Source organism: Pedobacter sp. PF22-3 (assembly GCF_026239555.1).
Classification (GTDB): domain Bacteria; phylum Bacteroidota; class Bacteroidia; order Sphingobacteriales; family Sphingobacteriaceae; genus Pedobacter.
Window position 1 is genome coordinate 586776 of record NZ_JAPIVP010000001.1, and the last position, 16411, is coordinate 603186.

Annotated in this window: 20 protein-coding genes; 12 read left to right on the forward strand and 8 right to left on the reverse strand. The window is 37.2% G+C overall.

Going from position 1 to position 16411, the window contains the following annotated elements:
- Nucleotides 1-4: 4 nt before the first annotated feature.
- The 4 genes from prmA to OQX63_RS02425 all read right to left on the reverse strand — a co-directional run bounded on the left by prmA (nt 5) and on the right by OQX63_RS02425 (nt 3142).
- Entirely contained in the window at nt 5-844 is an 840-nt protein-coding gene (prmA, locus tag OQX63_RS02410; RefSeq protein ID WP_265849298.1) for a 50S ribosomal protein L11 methyltransferase, read from the reverse strand.
- On the reverse strand, nt 845-1606 hold the full coding sequence (gene tpiA, locus OQX63_RS02415; RefSeq protein ID WP_265849299.1) for a triose-phosphate isomerase: 762 nt from the start codon (nt 1604-1606) through the stop codon (nt 845-847).
- Nucleotides 1607-1654: 48 nt separating this feature from the next.
- Complete coding sequence (locus OQX63_RS02420; protein ID WP_265849300.1) at nt 1655-2821, reverse strand: putative sugar nucleotidyl transferase; 1167 nt, start codon at nt 2819-2821, stop codon at nt 1655-1657.
- Nucleotides 2822-2893: 72 nt separating this feature from the next.
- Entirely contained in the window at nt 2894-3142 is a 249-nt protein-coding gene (locus OQX63_RS02425) for a type B 50S ribosomal protein L31 (protein ID WP_025142617.1), read from the reverse strand.
- Nucleotides 3143-3429: 287 nt separating this feature from the next.
- Here OQX63_RS02425 and OQX63_RS02430 point away from each other — a divergent pair, with 287 nt between their 5' ends.
- Together OQX63_RS02430 and OQX63_RS02435 are read left to right on the forward strand one after the other, a co-directional pair.
- Nucleotides 3430-3597, forward strand: a complete 168-nt coding sequence (locus OQX63_RS02430; RefSeq protein WP_167354647.1) for a hypothetical protein — start codon at nt 3430-3432, stop codon at nt 3595-3597.
- 8 nt (nt 3598-3605) lie between these two features.
- Entirely contained in the window at nt 3606-4304 is a 699-nt protein-coding gene (locus tag OQX63_RS02435) for a hypothetical protein (RefSeq protein WP_265849301.1), read from the forward strand.
- On the opposite strand, the gene OQX63_RS02440 is transcribed toward OQX63_RS02435, so the two are convergent.
- Nucleotides 4301-4585, reverse strand: a complete 285-nt coding sequence (locus OQX63_RS02440; protein WP_265849302.1) for a hypothetical protein — start codon at nt 4583-4585, stop codon at nt 4301-4303. The genes OQX63_RS02435 and OQX63_RS02440 overlap by 4 nt on opposite strands.
- 287 nt (nt 4586-4872) lie before the next feature.
- Nucleotides 4873-5280: a methylmalonyl-CoA epimerase gene (mce, locus tag OQX63_RS02445; RefSeq protein WP_265849303.1), complete on the reverse strand. Its 408-nt coding sequence runs from the start codon at nt 5278-5280 to the stop codon at nt 4873-4875.
- Nucleotides 5281-5397: 117 nt separating this feature from the next.
- On the opposite strand from mce, the gene OQX63_RS02450 reads away from it, so the two are divergent.
- From OQX63_RS02450 to OQX63_RS02460, 3 genes are all read left to right on the forward strand, one after another.
- On the forward strand, nt 5398-6609 hold the full coding sequence (locus tag OQX63_RS02450) for an IscS subfamily cysteine desulfurase (RefSeq protein ID WP_265849304.1): 1212 nt from the start codon (nt 5398-5400) through the stop codon (nt 6607-6609).
- A gap of 112 nt (nt 6610-6721) precedes the next feature.
- Nucleotides 6722-7135, forward strand: a complete 414-nt coding sequence (gene iscU / locus OQX63_RS02455) for a Fe-S cluster assembly scaffold IscU (RefSeq protein WP_090496050.1) — start codon at nt 6722-6724, stop codon at nt 7133-7135.
- Between the two features lie 92 nt (nt 7136-7227).
- The gene (locus OQX63_RS02460) at nt 7228-7554 is read left to right on the forward strand and encodes a HesB/IscA family protein (RefSeq protein ID WP_090496049.1); all 327 of its coding nucleotides are present in this window, start codon (nt 7228-7230) and stop codon (nt 7552-7554) included.
- A gap of 63 nt (nt 7555-7617) precedes the next feature.
- Here OQX63_RS02460 and OQX63_RS02465 read toward each other — a convergent pair whose 3' ends face one another.
- A complete protein-coding gene (locus OQX63_RS02465) occupies nt 7618-8334 on the reverse strand; it encodes a hypothetical protein (RefSeq protein WP_265849305.1) in 717 nt (238 codons plus the stop codon).
- 296 nt (nt 8335-8630) lie between these two features.
- Between OQX63_RS02465 and OQX63_RS02470 the strand changes: the two genes are divergently transcribed.
- From OQX63_RS02470 to OQX63_RS02495, 6 genes are all read left to right on the forward strand, one after another.
- Nucleotides 8631-10544, forward strand: coding sequence for an AMP-dependent synthetase/ligase (locus OQX63_RS02470; RefSeq protein ID WP_265849306.1), 1914 nt, complete (start codon nt 8631-8633; stop codon nt 10542-10544).
- A 12-nt stretch (nt 10545-10556) separates the two neighbouring features.
- On the forward strand, nt 10557-11291 hold the full coding sequence (locus OQX63_RS02475; RefSeq protein WP_265849307.1) for a helix-turn-helix domain-containing protein: 735 nt from the start codon (nt 10557-10559) through the stop codon (nt 11289-11291).
- Nucleotides 11292-11359: 68 nt separating this feature from the next.
- Nucleotides 11360-11758, forward strand: coding sequence for a VOC family protein (locus OQX63_RS02480; protein WP_265849308.1), 399 nt, complete (start codon nt 11360-11362; stop codon nt 11756-11758).
- A 399-nt stretch (nt 11759-12157) separates the two neighbouring features.
- The gene (locus tag OQX63_RS02485) at nt 12158-12484 is read left to right on the forward strand and encodes an MGMT family protein (RefSeq protein ID WP_265849309.1); all 327 of its coding nucleotides are present in this window, start codon (nt 12158-12160) and stop codon (nt 12482-12484) included.
- Between the two features lie 209 nt (nt 12485-12693).
- Complete coding sequence (lysS, locus tag OQX63_RS02490; RefSeq protein WP_265849310.1) at nt 12694-14403, forward strand: lysine--tRNA ligase; 1710 nt, start codon at nt 12694-12696, stop codon at nt 14401-14403.
- A gap of 137 nt (nt 14404-14540) precedes the next feature.
- Complete coding sequence (locus tag OQX63_RS02495) at nt 14541-14753, forward strand: hypothetical protein (RefSeq protein WP_265849311.1); 213 nt, start codon at nt 14541-14543, stop codon at nt 14751-14753.
- A 79-nt stretch (nt 14754-14832) separates the two neighbouring features.
- Here OQX63_RS02495 and OQX63_RS02500 read toward each other — a convergent pair whose 3' ends face one another.
- On the reverse strand, nt 14833-15387 hold the full coding sequence (locus tag OQX63_RS02500; protein WP_265849312.1) for a pyridoxamine 5'-phosphate oxidase family protein: 555 nt from the start codon (nt 15385-15387) through the stop codon (nt 14833-14835).
- Between the two features lie 167 nt (nt 15388-15554).
- Here OQX63_RS02500 and OQX63_RS02505 point away from each other — a divergent pair, with 167 nt between their 5' ends.
- Nucleotides 15555-16055 (forward strand): YdeI/OmpD-associated family protein, encoded by a 501-nt coding sequence (locus OQX63_RS02505; RefSeq protein WP_265849313.1) that lies wholly within the window; start codon nt 15555-15557, stop codon nt 16053-16055.
- Nucleotides 16056-16411 lie beyond the last annotated feature (356 nt).

The window sequence follows — 16411 nt, forward strand, 5'->3', positions numbered from 1 at the left end:
CCTTCTACCTTTTCTCAAACTGTGCCGCTACCCAATCACCATTTTGTTTATGGTCAACATATTTAATTCCGTATTTAGCACATTCAGCCGTAATCATACCCAGATCTGGATCTAAATAAAAACCACTAAAGAAAATTTTGCCTCCGTCTTTTAATACATCGGCATAGCGGTAGATCTGATTTAAAAGGATATTTCGGTTGATATTGGCAAAAATAACGTCATACTCATCATCTGGAATAACTTCTTTACTACCACAAAGCGCCTGTAAATTATCTACATGGTTAAGCGCTGCATTTTCTACCGTACTTTCGTAACAAATATCATCGTAGTCAATGGCCATTAAACTTTTAGCGCCTAGTTTTGCCGCCAGAATAGCTAAAATTCCAGTTCCGCAACCCATATCCAGGATGTTTTTATCCTTTAAATCGGCAGCCAGAATATACTGCATTACCATGGTGGTGGTTTGATGGTGACCAGTGCCGAAAGCCATTTTAGGATCGATCACAATCTCGTAGGGATATGAGGGCTGTGGCTCATGAAAGGTTGCCCTCACATAACACACATCATCAATAATCAGTGGACTAAAATTCTTTTCCCATTCGGCATTCCAGTTTTCGTCGGCAACATCTTCTAAGGTATACGCTGTTGCAAATTCTTCACTATAATTGCCCAATAGCACTTTTAATTCTTGCTCATTAAAATTATCCTTGATGACGAAAGCCGTAAAACCATCCTCACTATCTTCGAATGTATCGAAGCCTAAATCGGCAAGATCGCTAATAAGGAGATCCTGTTGATAGTCTTCGATACTTTTGAAAGTAAATATTGCTTTTGTATATTGCATCTAGCTGTTTAATGCTTTAATAATATCTGTAAAATCGCGTGATTTTAACGATGCACCACCAATCAGGCCACCATCAATATCTTTTTGAGCGAATAAGCTCGCCGCATTGCCTGGGTTACAGCTACCACCATATAAAATGGTTGTATCATCAGCCACATTGAAACCATAATTTGCTTCAATTTCACTACGGATAAAAGCATGAATATCCTGTGCCTGCTCTGGTGAAGCAGTTAAACCTGTTCCAATTGCCCAAACCGGCTCGTAAGCGATCACGATCTTTTTGAAATCTTCTTCGGTTAAACTAAAAATACCTTCTACCAATTGTTTTTTTAATACTTCGTAGTAGCTTCCGTTGTTACGCTCATCTAAAGTTTCGCCAATACAGAAAATTGGGGTTAAGCCATTGGCTAAAGCAATTTTAGTTTTTTCTGCTAATAAAGCATCGCTTTCAGCAAAATATTGCCTGCGTTCTGAGTGACCCAAAATCACATATTCTGCGCCAACAGATTTCACCATTTTAGCTGAAGTTTCGCCGGTATAAGCGCCACTTTCTTTATCGCTGATATTTTGAGCGCCAATTTTAACATCGTTACCACCCAATTTTGCCAAACTGTTTAAATGAATAAATGGCGAACAAATAATAGCCAGTTGATCGCCTTTGCGCTCATCTTTAACCATATTTACGATTTCGCTGAACAACGAAACACCTTCGTTATAATCTAAGTTCATTTTCCAGTTACCGGCAACAATCTTTTTTCTCATTTTATATTATTTAATGGTTGGTTGATCTTTTTCAGACCAGGTTTTATATTAAAATCGCCTATACGATTCGGTTAATTCAAATACTTGGGTTAGCATGTTTTTTTCTACCTCATTAAAAGCCACGTCTTTTCTTGCAAATACCTTTTCGGTTGTTTCGAACATTTTGTACAGTTTATAGGCATCGAAACCAGCGGCACCACCCCAACTAAAATCAGGAACATGGTTTGGCGGAAAACCTGCACCAAAAACATTGGCACCAACTCCTACTATGCTACCGGTATTAAACATTGTATTTATGCCTGCTTTTGCATGATCGGCCATAATTAAACCACAAAACTGCAAACTGGTATTCCGCATTTTCCGACTTTCGTAATCGTAAAGTTTTACTTCTGCGTAATTATTTTTTAAATTCGAATTGTTGGTATCTGCACCGATATTACACCACTCGCCCATCACCGAATTACCCAGATATCCTTCATGGCCTTTGGCCGAATTACCCCAGATTACTGCATTGTTGATTTCGCCGCCTGCACGGCTATTTGGACCAATTGTAGTCCCCGAATAGATTTTTGCACCCATTTTTATGGATGAGTTTTCGCAAAGGGCAAAAGAACCTCTAATTAAAGCGCCTTCCCAAACCTCGGCATTTTTACCAATGTAAATCGGGCCATAAGTAGTATTAAATACGCTGCATTCGGCTTTTGCACCTTCTTCCAGAAAGATATCGTCACCGAGCAGTTGGTTGGTACTACTAATGTTTGCCGAAGTACGTCCATCGGTTAACAATTTAAAATCTTTTCTGATTTCTGCCGGGTTATTCCCGAAAATATGTTCCGGGTAAACAATTCGAGTAAACACTCCAGGATATTCAATCTGTTTTAAAGACTTAGTGGCTTCCAGATCGTGCTGATCGGCGATGTAAGCTATAACAACATCATTTTTATAAAGTGCTTCACCTGTTTTGAGGCTCGAAATTGCCTGAAGCAATGCTTCATCAGGGCAAACAGAACCATTTATAAATAAATCGGCATTAGGCTTTGGCGCAAATTTTACTGAAAGGTAATCCTGGGTATGAAAACCAAAATCGGCTTTTAAGTACTTTGCCCATTTTTCGGCAATGGTTAAAATACCAATCCGTAAATCGGCCACAGGCCTGGTAAACGTAAGTGGACGTAAGGACATCCAGGAAGCATCATCAAATAAATTGATTTTCATAAGCAGCAAAAATAAAAAAAGTCCCGATGCTTTTGGCAAAGGGACTTCAAAAAATGCTTTTTGTTGCTAAAATTATTTCTTAGCGTAACGGTTTTTGAATTTATCGATACGTCCTGCAGTATCAACCAATTTCATTTTACCAGTATAAAAAGGGTGTGAAGTGTGAGAAATCTCTAATTTATAAAGAGGATACTCGTTACCATCTTCCCATTTAATTGTTTCTTTAGTATCTACACAAGATTTTGTTAAGAAAGCATATTCGTTAGACATGTCTTTAAAAACAACTGGTCTGTAGCTTGTTGGGTGCAAATCTTTTTTCATTTGAATATTATTTTAAGTTATTTGTGTGAAAGCATCAAGAACATTTTTGCAATTTGCTGGCAACAACGCTTATGACATTTCCTATTAGTCTTTCTACCTCTATTTTAGAGGATGCAAATATCTTAATTTTATTTTTGATTTACAAGCCTAAATAAAGAATTTTAAATTATATGCTTTTTATGCCTGCTGAAGAGAAAACTTAGCAGCTGCTAAGTTTGGTAAAATTAAACTTTTTAAGCTGAATATTGTTTCTCAGATATTTAAAAAATTATATGTAATTTTGGTATATGAGAAAACACGGCGAATTAGACGGCATCATCCATGCCAACAGTAGCGGAAAGCTCTATATTAAAAGTCCTGATTTTTTTGCACAGCCAAGGGTGATCGAAATGGTGGGTGCATTAATGCAATCGAGTATATTTAAAAAAATAGAAAAGGATAAAAACAAGAAATAGCCTTATAGATGCCTTTTAACCTGCTTTTATTCCCTCTTGTAGGCGGCTATTATATATTAATCAGGTTTAGGTATTTACGGTATGTACAATACCGGCTCGAAAGCCAGCGCATTTTATTAAATGCTGCTTTTGCGGGTATCTTATTACTCGGCGCATGTTTTATCCTAAGGGCAATTTTTATTGCCATCTGGCCGGAAACGGTTGAACATCTTAGCAAATTACTCCCCATCCATGCACCCTATTTCGGCACCACCAGCCTATCGTTATTGGTTGCCGTAGCCGCAACAGAAATCGCTAATCTTTTTATCAACCGCCTTAAAGCCATTAAAAGGGCCATCGCTACTTCTGGAAATGAATTTGAATTGTTATTAAGTTCATCTTTTTTTGACGCACACCTTTTACAGTTTACCATGGATAGCGGAAAATTCTACATTGGATGGGTAAAAGAATTACCGAAGCCCTTTACTACCAGTTATATCCGGATTACCCCCGCCTTTAGTGGTTATCGCAAGGCTGATGACAAGGAACTGGTTTTTACCACACAATATTTAACCGTTTATGCCAGTTATATTGAAGATGGCTCTGTAGCAAATACCGATGAGCTGAAAACAGATCTGGTACTGAAAGCAGACAAGATCAATTCTATTTCATTTTTCGATATGGATATGTATAACCGCTTTAATCCGGCACAGGAAGAAGCATCTTAATCCTTTTTCGAACTATATTTTGCCCAGGTTTCTATTTTGGCCTTCTGACGGGTAATATAAGCATCAGCAATCACTTCAGCAGAACTGGAGCCCTCTACCGTTTCCAATAAATCCTTTAATTTATACTGATCAACATCGGCTTTATATAAGATCTGGATCAGTTTCGGAAAATCGTTATCAATGAGGTAAGCAAAAGCATCAACCAGAACCTTGCGCAGTTGATTTTCGGAAAGTTGATCGGGTATATCGAAATCTTTGCTAATGATGCTGATTAATGACATGGAACAGGATTTTTAAGATTGTAGGATTTCAAGATCAAATTTACCTAAGATAAATTTTTAAGATTACTTTGTTTAATTAAGTTTTAGGCAATTTGCAAAAGCCAAGAACCACTATCCAAAGTTAAATAAACCTGATGGAAATGGCAGCGTCCGACTGCAAGGAGGACCTAAAATGTACAGCAGGGCTACAGACCCGATGAAATACGGAACCCTTCGTTTTCAAAGACCCTGAATTAAATTTAAGGCGACGAATGCGTGTACATCACCCATCTTACCTCCTTCCATCCCTACACCCATTTAATTTCCTGGCAAATCTCAATCAACACGCCACTGGTATCTTTTGGATGAACAAAACATACCATCTTATTGTCTGCGCCTCTTTTTGGAGAATCGCTGAGCAGCACAAAACCTTCTTTATGTAACCTTTCCATTTCCGCCAGAATATCATCAACCAGGAAAGCGATATGGTGAATCCCCTCTCCTTTTTTCTCGATAAATTTTGCAATTGCACTATCTGCTGCAGTAGCCTGAAGCAGCTCTACCTTGTTCTCGCCGGTTTTAAAAAAAGCTGTATTGACCAATTCGGAAGCAACCTGCTCCGTTTTATAACAATCGGTATTAAGCAGTTTCTCGTAAATGGCAATGGAATGGTCCAGGTCTTTTACTGCGATACCGATGTGTTCTATCTTTTTCATAGGGTATAAGGTTATGTTAATGTAAAAATGCAGCTTTTCTCTATAAGCTCATAGCTATTATTTATAATTGTTCAATAAGTTTTTTCGTATCTTTGTGTTATAATTAACAGAATAGAGATGAAACAGCCGATATATTTAGATAATAATGCTACAACGCCGTTAGATCCGCGTGTGCTGGAAGCAATGCTACCTTACTTTACTGAAAAATTTGGAAACGCTGCAAGCCGTAACCATGCTTTTGGATGGGTGGCTGAAGAGGGGGTTGATTACGCCCGCGAGGAGGTAGCCAAATTGATCGGCTGTACTGAAAAAGAAATTATTTTTACCTCAGGTGCTACCGAAGCCGATAACCTGGCGATTAAAGGTGTATTTGAAATGTATAAAGAAAAAGGTAACCACATTATTACTGCGGTTACTGAACATAAAGCAATTTTAGATACCTGCAAACACTTAGAAAAAAATGGCGCACGCGTTACTTATTTAGGTGTTAAAGCAGACGGTTTAATTGATTTAGCTGAATTGGAAGCGGCCATGACGCCCGAAACGATTTTAGTTTCGATTATGTATGGCAATAATGAAATCGGCGTAATCCAACCTGTTAAAGAAATTGCAGCCATTGCACATAAACATGGTGCATTATTTATGACTGATGCTACGCAGGCAGTGGGTAAAATCCCTGTTGATGTAAATGCTGATGGTATCGATTTAATGGCTTTCTCGGCACATAAAATGTACGGTCCGAAAGGTGTTGGTGCACTTTATGTACGCCGTAAAAATCCAAGGGTTAAAGTTACCGCACAAATGGATGGCGGTGGCCATGAACGCGGTATGCGCTCTGGTACTTTAAACGTTCCGGGTATTGTTGGTTTAGGTAAAGCTTGCGAACTTTGCCGTTTAGAAATGGAAAGCGAAGCTATTCGTTTATCGGCTTTACGCGATAAGTTAGAATCAACTTTAAGTAAAATGGAAGAGAGTTATGTTAATGGTAATACACAGCATCGTTTACCTCACGTAGCCAATATTTCTTTCAAATATGTTGAGGGTGAAGGTTTAATGATGGCCATGAGCGATTTAGCTGTATCTTCAGGATCAGCTTGTACTTCAGCATCTTTAGAGCCATCTTATGTATTAAAAAGCTTAGGTTTATCTGATGATCTGGCACACTCTTCTATCCGTTATGGATTAGGAAGGTTTACTACTGAAGCAGAAATCGATCAGGCGATTGAAGTAACTCAAAAAGCGGTTAACCACTTAAGAGAACTTTCTCCACTTTGGGAAATGTTTAAAGAAGGAATCGATTTGAGTAAAATTGAATGGGCAGAACACTAGTTCAGTTTGGAGTTGGCAGTTTGCAGTTTTGAGTAAGCAAACTGGTCATTGAAAACTGGTAATTGAAAACTAAAAATAAATTGCTCCTTAGGGAGATTAAAAAAATAAAAACATGGCATATTCAGAAAAAGTAATTGATCATTACAATAACCCACGTAATGTAGGTACTTTAAATAAAGACAGTAAATTTGTAGGCACAGGGTTAGTTGGTGCACCTGAGTGTGGCGACGTAATGCGTTTACAAATTGAGGTTGGAGAAGATAATGTAATCACTGATGCTAAATTTAAAACATTTGGTTGTGGTTCTGCAATTGCTTCTTCTTCTTTAGCAACAGAATGGTTAAAAGGAAAAACAATTGATGAGGCTTTATCTATCGATAACATGGATATTGTTGAAGAATTGGCTTTACCTCCGGTAAAAATCCACTGTTCAGTATTGGCAGAAGATGCAATTAAATCAGCAATTAACGATTACCGTGTTAAAAATGGTTTAGAAGCAATTGCGCTAGAAAAATCACACCACTAGACTAGATTTGAGAAGATAGATTTGAGATGTGAGACTTCAAGGTTCTCAATTTATTCTCAAGTCTAATATCTCAAATCTCAAATCTTAATATTATGATTACGATAACAGATAAAGCAAAAGAAAAAATAGGCCACTTAATGCAGGATTCGGAAATGGGTTCTGATTACTTTTTACGCGTTTCGGTAAAGGGTGGTGGCTGCTCTGGTTTATCATACAATTTAGATTTCGATAACGAAGAACAAAAAGGAGATCAGTTTTTTGAAGATAAAGGAATTAAAATTGCTTTAGATATGAAATCTTTCCTTTACCTGGCTGGAACTGAATTAGATTTCACTGATGGTTTAAACGGAAAAGGTTTCAACTTTATAAATCCGAATGCCAGCCGTAGCTGTGGTTGCGGCGAAAGTTTTTCAGTATAATTAATATAATTTAAACAGCAAAAAGAAAGCGGCTCAGGAAATTTTTCTGAGCCGCTTTCTTTTTTATTTCAATTGAGATTGAGATGGTTTACTGCTAATGGCATTTTCTTCGGTAACCATAGCGATTTTGCTATTAAAATCTGTAGGTCCAGAAGTATAATCGCCATCAAAGGCAACCCTGCCTTGTCCCTCTGCAATGGTACCAAATCCGGTATGAGAATCGTCTATGTTAATGATGCCTGCAATTCCGTTTTTAATATTGCTACCATCTTTTTCTCCAGACATTAAAAAAGCGAAAAAATTATAACCACCGTTTCTGTACGCTTTTACCTTTCCGTAAACGGTAAATTTATTTCCACTTCCACTAATGGCGGTTACAACACTGGTATCTGCCGCACCGATAAAATTTTTGCCCAACATTTTTATGCTGAAATCGCTAGTACTTTGCTCATAAAGTTTAACTACACCATCATTAAGCACATAACCCGGCTGATAGGGATCATTGGGTATATTACTGCTCTTTATGGTAAAAGGCTTAAATAAATAAGCACCAACGATATCTGGGGGCGTAGTACCCTTGTTTATGGTAAAACCCAGCTTAGTCAGGCTATCTACATACCTTTGCGGAATAATATCTTCTATTTTCTTGGTCAAGATTTCTTCATCGCTCGGATTAATGTCGTTGTTTTTAGAGCAAGCCGCAAATTGCAGCACTACACCTACTATTAAAGCAAATGCAGATCCTTTCGCTACCCTGGTTAAGTTTGTTGTTTTTTTCATCATGCAATTTTTAATTATAAGTTTAGCATGTCAATTGCAACTGAAGTGCCAGTATACAACAGCCTGGCTCAAATAGATTAAAAATAACCATAAACCACTATATAGATCTACCTAAAAACAGGTATTTCCATTAATGTACAAACAAAACTGCTGTCCTTTTTTCTTACGGTGTTTTTGTCCTGGCTTAAATTTTACATTTTTTATTTAATTTTTGAATAGGTTTATCACACTGTTGCATTTATTAAACCAAAAAGCCTTATAATTGTTAATTATAATCAGCAGACCAAATTACGAGCATGCCATTAATAAATGATTTTTCAACTGTTCCTACCTTATTACGGAATGTTGTAAAAAATATTCATAAACCTCAGGAAACCTTTTTAATCCATAAACAGGGTGCAGAATGGATTGAAATTTCTTTTGAAGATACTTTAAAAAGAGCTGACGCTGTTTCTGCATTTTTCCTGGAAAAAGGGATCAAAAAAGGCGATCGCTTAGGTTTAATGATTGAGAATTCTCCGGAATATGTATATTATGACCAAGGTATTCAGCAAATTGGTGTAATTAACGTTTCTATTTATCCTACACTTTCTGAACAGGAAGTAGCCTATATTATTAACGACTCTGGCATAAAAGCTATTCTGGTTGGGAATAATTTTCTTTACCGTAAGGTTTTAAAAGTAGCTGCAAACTGTAAAGCATTAAAATATATCATTCCTGCTTTCAAGGATTTCGAAAAGGTGACCATTCCGGCAGATGTAAATGTAGAGGTTATCGCATTTTCTGATATTTTAGCACTTAAACATCAGGTTACGGTTGCCGAAAAGGCTGAAATTGAGCAATGTAGAAGTTTGGTTTTACCTGAAGATGTTTCCTCATTAATTTATACCTCCGGTACTACCGGAACGCCAAAAGGTGTAATGCTTACCCACCATAATTTTGTAAAAAACGTAGAGGTTTGTTTGCAACAAATTCCGGTGATCGATCAAACAGAAACTTTCCTTTCTTTCTTACCACTGTCGCATGTATTCGAGCGTACGGCAACTTACCATGTTTGCTGCGCCCAGGGCTGTAAAATTGCATTTGCACAAAGTTTAGAGTTATTGGCCAAAAACATGGGCGAAGTTCGTCCAACCGTGATGAGTTGCGTACCACGCCTTTTAGAACGCATACACGATAAGGCGATAAAAGGAGGAACTGCAGGCGGAGGCACAAAGGCAAAAATATTTACCTGGGCTTTAGAAACTGGTAACAAATACCGGGTTGCAAAAGAGGCAGGAAAAAATCCTGGCTTAATCTTATCAGCAAAAAAAGGAATTGCAGAGAAACTGGTATTCAGCAAGATTAAGGAAAAAACCGGTGGCCGTTTAAAATTTATGATTTCGGGCGGTGCTGCACTTCCTAAAAATGTTGGTGAGTTTTTTGGCGATCTCGGCATTAAAATTTTGGAAGGTTTTGGTTTAACCGAAACTTCACCGGTAATGTCGGTTACAGAATACCACAGACAGGTATATGGCACCGTTGGACGTATTATTCCAGGTATTGAAGTAGGTATACAGGATGTGGAAAGTAAAGAAATCATCAGCATTCAAACCCACCATACCTTTAATGAAGATTTTGAATGTGCGGAGGGCGAAGTAATTGTACGTGGCCATTGCGTAATGAAGGGTTATTTTAATAAACCTGCCGAAACTGCAGAAGCCATAGATAAGGATATGTGGTTCCACACGGGTGATATTGGCCGTTTTTATAAAGGTAATCTTCAGATCACGGATCGTTTAAAAAATATGATCGTAAATGCCTATGGCAAAAATGTATACCCTACTCCGGTAGAAAACATTTATTTAAAAAGTCCGAAAATTGATCAACTCTTTCTGATTGGCGATAAAAGAGAATTTATTACGGCAATCATTATTCCAAACCGCGAAACTTTAGAAGAGACCTTTAAACTTAAACCTTCATTTTTTGAAGAGGCCGATCCTTTTATCAGCAATCCCGAAATTATCGATTGGATGGAGCAGGATATCAAAAAAATATCCAACGAACTGGCCAAATTTGAACGGATTAAAAACTTCAAGATTAAACGCAATCCTTTTGATATTGATGAAGGAGAAATTACACCAACCATGAAAGTTAAACGCCGTATTGTAGAGAAAAAATACGCAGAGGCGATTAATGAAATGTATGAGGAAGGTGTAGAAGCGGAGTAATATGTAAACTTAATGGCCTATTTTGAAATACAGCCACACCCGGTATTAAAGCACTATATCGATGCCTATTGGATATCAGAAATTACTGAGAATGCGCTTCATAAAACCAAAATTCTACCCGATGGGTGTGTAGATATCATCTTCAATATTGAGGATGATTACCGAACCGAAATTGGTAGTGTGTTGATGAAAAGCGAAACTACTTATCTTATCGGCACGATGATGCATTTTAAAGAATATCAGACCATAGGTAAAGCAAAAATTCTGGGTATTCGATTTAAACCGGCAGCGTTCTCCTATTTTTTTAAACTTTCTTCATTACACGAATTTACTAATCAAAGTATTGAACTTAAAAACATGGATTTGCCTTTAGTTTACGCTATTGATGAAAATACTTCAGCCCATCTAGATCGTTTTTTTCTTCGTAAACTCTCTCCTCCCAAATATTCGATTCTGCCCATAATTAAGGATATCGAAGTACAAAATGGTCAATTAAAAGTCAGTGAACTCGCAAAGAAATACTTTACAACGCCTAGGCAATTAGAAAGACATTTCAAAAGTTCAGTTGGTGTAAGTCCTAAAGATTTTATAAGTCTCGTTCGTTACCAGTTTGCCAACCAGATAATTAAAAATAATAATTCACTTAAGTGCTTAGCTGAAATTGCTTTCGAATCGGGATACTATGATCATGCCCATCTCACAAAGGAAATAAAAAGATTTACTGGTTCAGCTCCTTCCCAATTATAGTTTTTGTCGCATTTTTACAAAGTCAATTCTGACGCACGTAGTATCTTTGGAAAAAATTAAAACAACTTATGGTAAAATTTAGCTACACAATACTCTACGTTAAAAATGTGACTGAATCGATAGAATTTTATGAAAAGGCGTTCGGCTTTAAAAGGAAATTTATAACCCCTGAAAACGATTATGCCGAGCTGCTCAGTGGCGATACCGTAATATCATTTGCCAATATGCGACTCGCAAATGCTAATTTATCCGGTGGTTTTAAGGAAAGCATAAAGGGAGAAAAGCCTTTTGGTATAGAGCTAGGCTTTACAACAGAAAATGTAGAAATGGTTTTTACACATGCAGTGGAACTGGGGGCAATTCCTCTTGAGAACATGAAAATAAAACCCTGGGGGCAGGCTGTAGCTTATATACAGGACATCAATGGATTTTTAATTGAAATCTGCTCACCTATGCCTGATGCTTAGCAGTAATAATAAAATTATTTATGCTAAAAATATCCACCCCTGCCGACTAGCAAAAATAAGGAGGGGTGAACCACTACCCCTCCGTTATCAATCAACTAACTAACCAAATAACCTCATCAAAAATAAAGATCAAAATTTGTTATTCCAAATAAATGCAACAAAATTGCTTTTAAAAATTAAATGTGTTAAAAATCTGATATAAAGATATGTCTATTTTCTTAAAATACTAATATTTTTAGCAAAAAGAGACGGTAGGATTTAGCATAAATCTTAATTGACAGATTAACAAGCGGTTACCAATAACTAGTTTTCTTTACAATTGCCTGCTTGATATAATCGGTGGTAGTTATTAAAGCATTATACATATATTTAATAGCTTTAAGAATCATTTATTTAATCATGAATCAGGCTTTATTTATCGAACAGGTTTGGGATTTAACCAGAGAAATACCCAAAGGTAAGGTAACTTCATACGGTGCAATTGCAAAAGCCATTGGTACGCCTAATCTATCGAGAATGGTTGCCAAAGCTATTGGTGCTTGCGGGGCAGCACAGCCTCCTGTGCCTTATTATAGGGTAATCAGCAGCAATGGCTTACTCGCTGGCGATCCATCATCTACAGCTAAAAGACAAGAACTTCTCGAACGCGAAGGCGTTGAAATTAAAAACCTGAAAGTTCAAAACCTTAAAAAGGTATTCTGGAATCCTTTAATTGATCTGGAATAAATACTGATGGTAAAGTTTCTGACTATCCATATTTTTTCATTACGCTTAACATTTTCAAATACGGTGTTATATCTAATAAAGCATTTATTAATTACAATCCCTTTCTTATCTTTGCCTCAAGGTGTCTTTTCAAAAAATGACGTTTGAAATGATATCCATTACAATAATAAACACATTGCAAATTCTTACTTTTGCAAAAAATACCCGAAATGAGTATAGGATTATCAGAACAAGAGCAATTACGACGTGAGTCGCTAAAACAATTACGAGCATTAGGCATTGAGCCATATCCTGCAGAAGCTTATGAAGTGAATGCTTACGCAGCAGATATATTAGCCAATTATGAAGTAGATAAAACCGCATACAAGACCGTAGTATTGGCAGGTAGAATTATGAGCCGGAATATTATGGGTGCTGCTTCTTTTACGGAGTTACAGGATTCTACAGGCAGAATTCAGATCTACCTAAAGCGTGATGAACTTTGTCCTGGGGAAGATAAAACACTATACAATACCGTATTTAAAAAACTTTTAGATATCGGCGATTTCATTGGGGTTAAAGGATATGTATTTACTACACAAACAGGTGAAATTTCTATACATGTAACTGAATTTAAGGTACTTTCTAAGTCATTACGCCCACTACCAATCGTTAAACGTGATGATGAAGGGAATGTTTATGATGGCTTTACCAATCCGGAACTGCGTTACCGCATGCGTTATGTAGATTTAACGGTAAATCCTGATTACAAACAGATCTTTATTAAACGCAGCAAGGTGATCAACACCATGCGCAGTTATTTCGACAACCAGGGTTGGATGGAAGTGGAAACCCCTATCCTACAGCCTATCCATGGCGGTGCAGCGGCACGCCCGTTTGCTACACACCACAATACTTTAGATATGCCGCTTTATTTGCGCATTGCAAATGAGCTTTATCTAAAAAGATTAATCGTTGCCGGTTTTGACGGCGTATATGAGTTTGGTAAAATGTTCCGCAATGAAGGAATGGACCGTACGCATAACCCCGAATTTACTTCAATGGAAATTTATGTTGCCTATAAGGATTATATCTGGATGATGGCAATGGTTGAGGAATGTTTAGAAAAAGTAGCTATTGCAACAACAGGTTCTGCTGTAGTAAAAGTTGGTGCGAACGAAATTAATTTCGAAGGACCGTATGAAAAACTAACCATGTACGAGTCTATAGAAAAGTATACCGACATTGATGTTTCAGATATGACAGAAGAAGAAATTGCTGTCAAATGCAATGAAATGGGCATCGAAATCGACTCGACCATGGGCCGCGGTAAATTGATTGATGAGATTTTTGGTGCTAAAGTAGAAGCAAACTTAATCCAGCCTACCTACATTACCGATTACCCTATCGAAATGACACCACTAGCTAAAAAACACCGTACTGCGGAAGGTTTGGTAGAGCGTTTTGAGCTGTTTGTGAATGGCAAGGAAATTGCCAATGCTTATTCAGAATTGAACGATCCGATTGACCAGAAAGAACGTTTGGAAGATCAGTTAAAATTAGCTGCACGTGGTGATGATGAAGCTATGGCGATGGATGATGATTTTGTACGTGCTTTAGAGTATGGTATGCCGCCAACGTCAGGTTTAGGTATTGGTATCGATCGTTTGGTCATGTTAATGACTAACCAAAGTACTATCCAGGAAGTTTTGTTCTTCCCTCAGATGCGTCCGGAAAAAAAGAAAATTGAAATGACTCCGGAAGAAACTGAATTATATGCTTTAGTTACTGAAGGCGAACAGTACCTGTTAGCGGATGTAAAAGCAAAGCTGACCGATTGGAGCAATAAAAAATGGGATACTACTTTGAAAGCCCTAACTGGCAAAGGCATTTTGAAAGTTGCCAAAACAGATGATGGCTTATTCCTATCACAGAAATAGTTAATTTGTTAACCTACAAGGCAGAATATTTGCCAATTTTTAACAAAAACATAACATAAACTTAAAAGGCTTGCTAACAATTGTTTAGCAAGCCTTTTCTATATTTACAGCAATCGATAATTAAAATCAGTTGCCATATGAATACGTCAAGTTTAGAAATCAACGAAAGAGAGTACTGCATTAAATTAAGCAAAGATGCTTTCGATTTAACATTGGTTCGCCAATTAATAAAAAGAATCCAGGCCGAAGCTTTGTTCTTCTCAAGAGTACAGGTTGAAGAAGATGATATCTTAAGCAAAAGAGCACAAAGAGAAGATTTTGAAGGTTTTGATTATTTAGGAGATAAATAATCAGTTTGCAGTTGGTAATTCTCAGTTGACAGTTAATTGCAACAATTAACGAGTTAACCGATTCCAACAGTTAACCTCACTAATCAATATCCAAAGTTCCTTCTACTGAATCATCCATTGTTTTCCCGGTAATTACGGATGCGGCCATTTTCAAAAATGCAACGGCTGTTCCGTGTTTGGTATCCCAGTAATAACCTTCTGATGGGATTACTTTGATCAGTGTAATATTTGGGTCGTCTTTCCCTCCCTGAAACCAGGTTTTAATAAACGGGCTCCAAAGCTCGTCAATTTTGGCCTGATCTCTGCTGATTTCTGAAATACCATAAATATTTACAAAACCTGAATGGGCACCGGCCTGAAATAGTAAATGTGTAAAAGGATCGGCTGAAATTTCATCATTTTTATGACTGTCTTTCATGCTCATAAACCAGATGTTACCTTCATCATCAACCTGCTGAATAGCCATTGGCCTTACCGATAAAGGTACTCCTGTTTTAATATTGGTACAGAAAAAACAACTTTCGGCCTTCTCGGCTAAAGTTCTCAATTTTTCGATAGCCTCTTTACCGCCTAAATCCTGGATGTTATTTTCTTCCTGAGTATTGTTTGTACTCCCCTCTTGTGATGTTGCCATAGTTTTGAATTTTATATAAACTACAATGAAAAATAGAATTTGGTTTTGTTTTTTTGCGGAAAGCGTTAGGCGGAAGGCTTTGCGCGGAGCGCATAGAGATAAATTATAAAGTTTGATTTATTGGATAAAAATTATGGCGTTTTGATCAAAGGAAATATCTTTAATCAATGAATATCAAAAAACCGAAAGCTTTTAAGGCTGAGATTAAAATTATAGGCATCAACCCTTTTGTATTTGTACCAGAAGAAGTATTAAATTCTATTTTTCATCAATCTGGAAAAGACAAGGGACAAATCCCTATCAACATAAAAATAGATGGGCATGATTTTAGGCAAACCCTGGTTAGGTACGCGGGCGACTGGCGTTTATATCTGAACATGCCCATGCGTAGGGCTGCCCATAAAGATGTTGGAGATTTCGCGACTTTCGAAATGGAATTTAATCCTGAAAAACAGATTATCGACATGCATCCCAAATTGACCGAGGCTTTAGCTAAACATCCACGGGCGCAGGAAATATTTGATGGCCTTTCGCCTTATTTACAGAAAGAAATTGTCCGCTATATCGCAAATCTTAAAACAGAAGCATCAATAGATAAAAATGTAAAACGGGCAATCGGTTTTTTGTTGGGAGAAGAAAGATTTATTGGAAGAGCACCGTTAGTATGATAATCATATAGGACAAAGCAAAGCCTAATTGAGAGATTTTTCAATGATATTAATAAAACGCAATTAAAGATTCAGCAATGTCGTAGTTATCTGATGTAGCTAAAGCTTTCGCTTTTTTGTTACCGCTTATTATGCAAAGCTACCCATTAACCAAATTGATCCATTTTTTTTGAGCGCAGGGCCAATACAAAACACTAAGTTTCTTCCCGTTTTCCGCTTATACGCTTCGCTGCCTCGTACCTCGTTGCTGCAGGGTATCGCTGCAACCGGGGCTATTTGCTAAAACAGTATTTGATTTGTAGGATTGTAGGGTGCACAAACCTATGTTCCTAAACCCGATTAAGCGGAATAGCCCG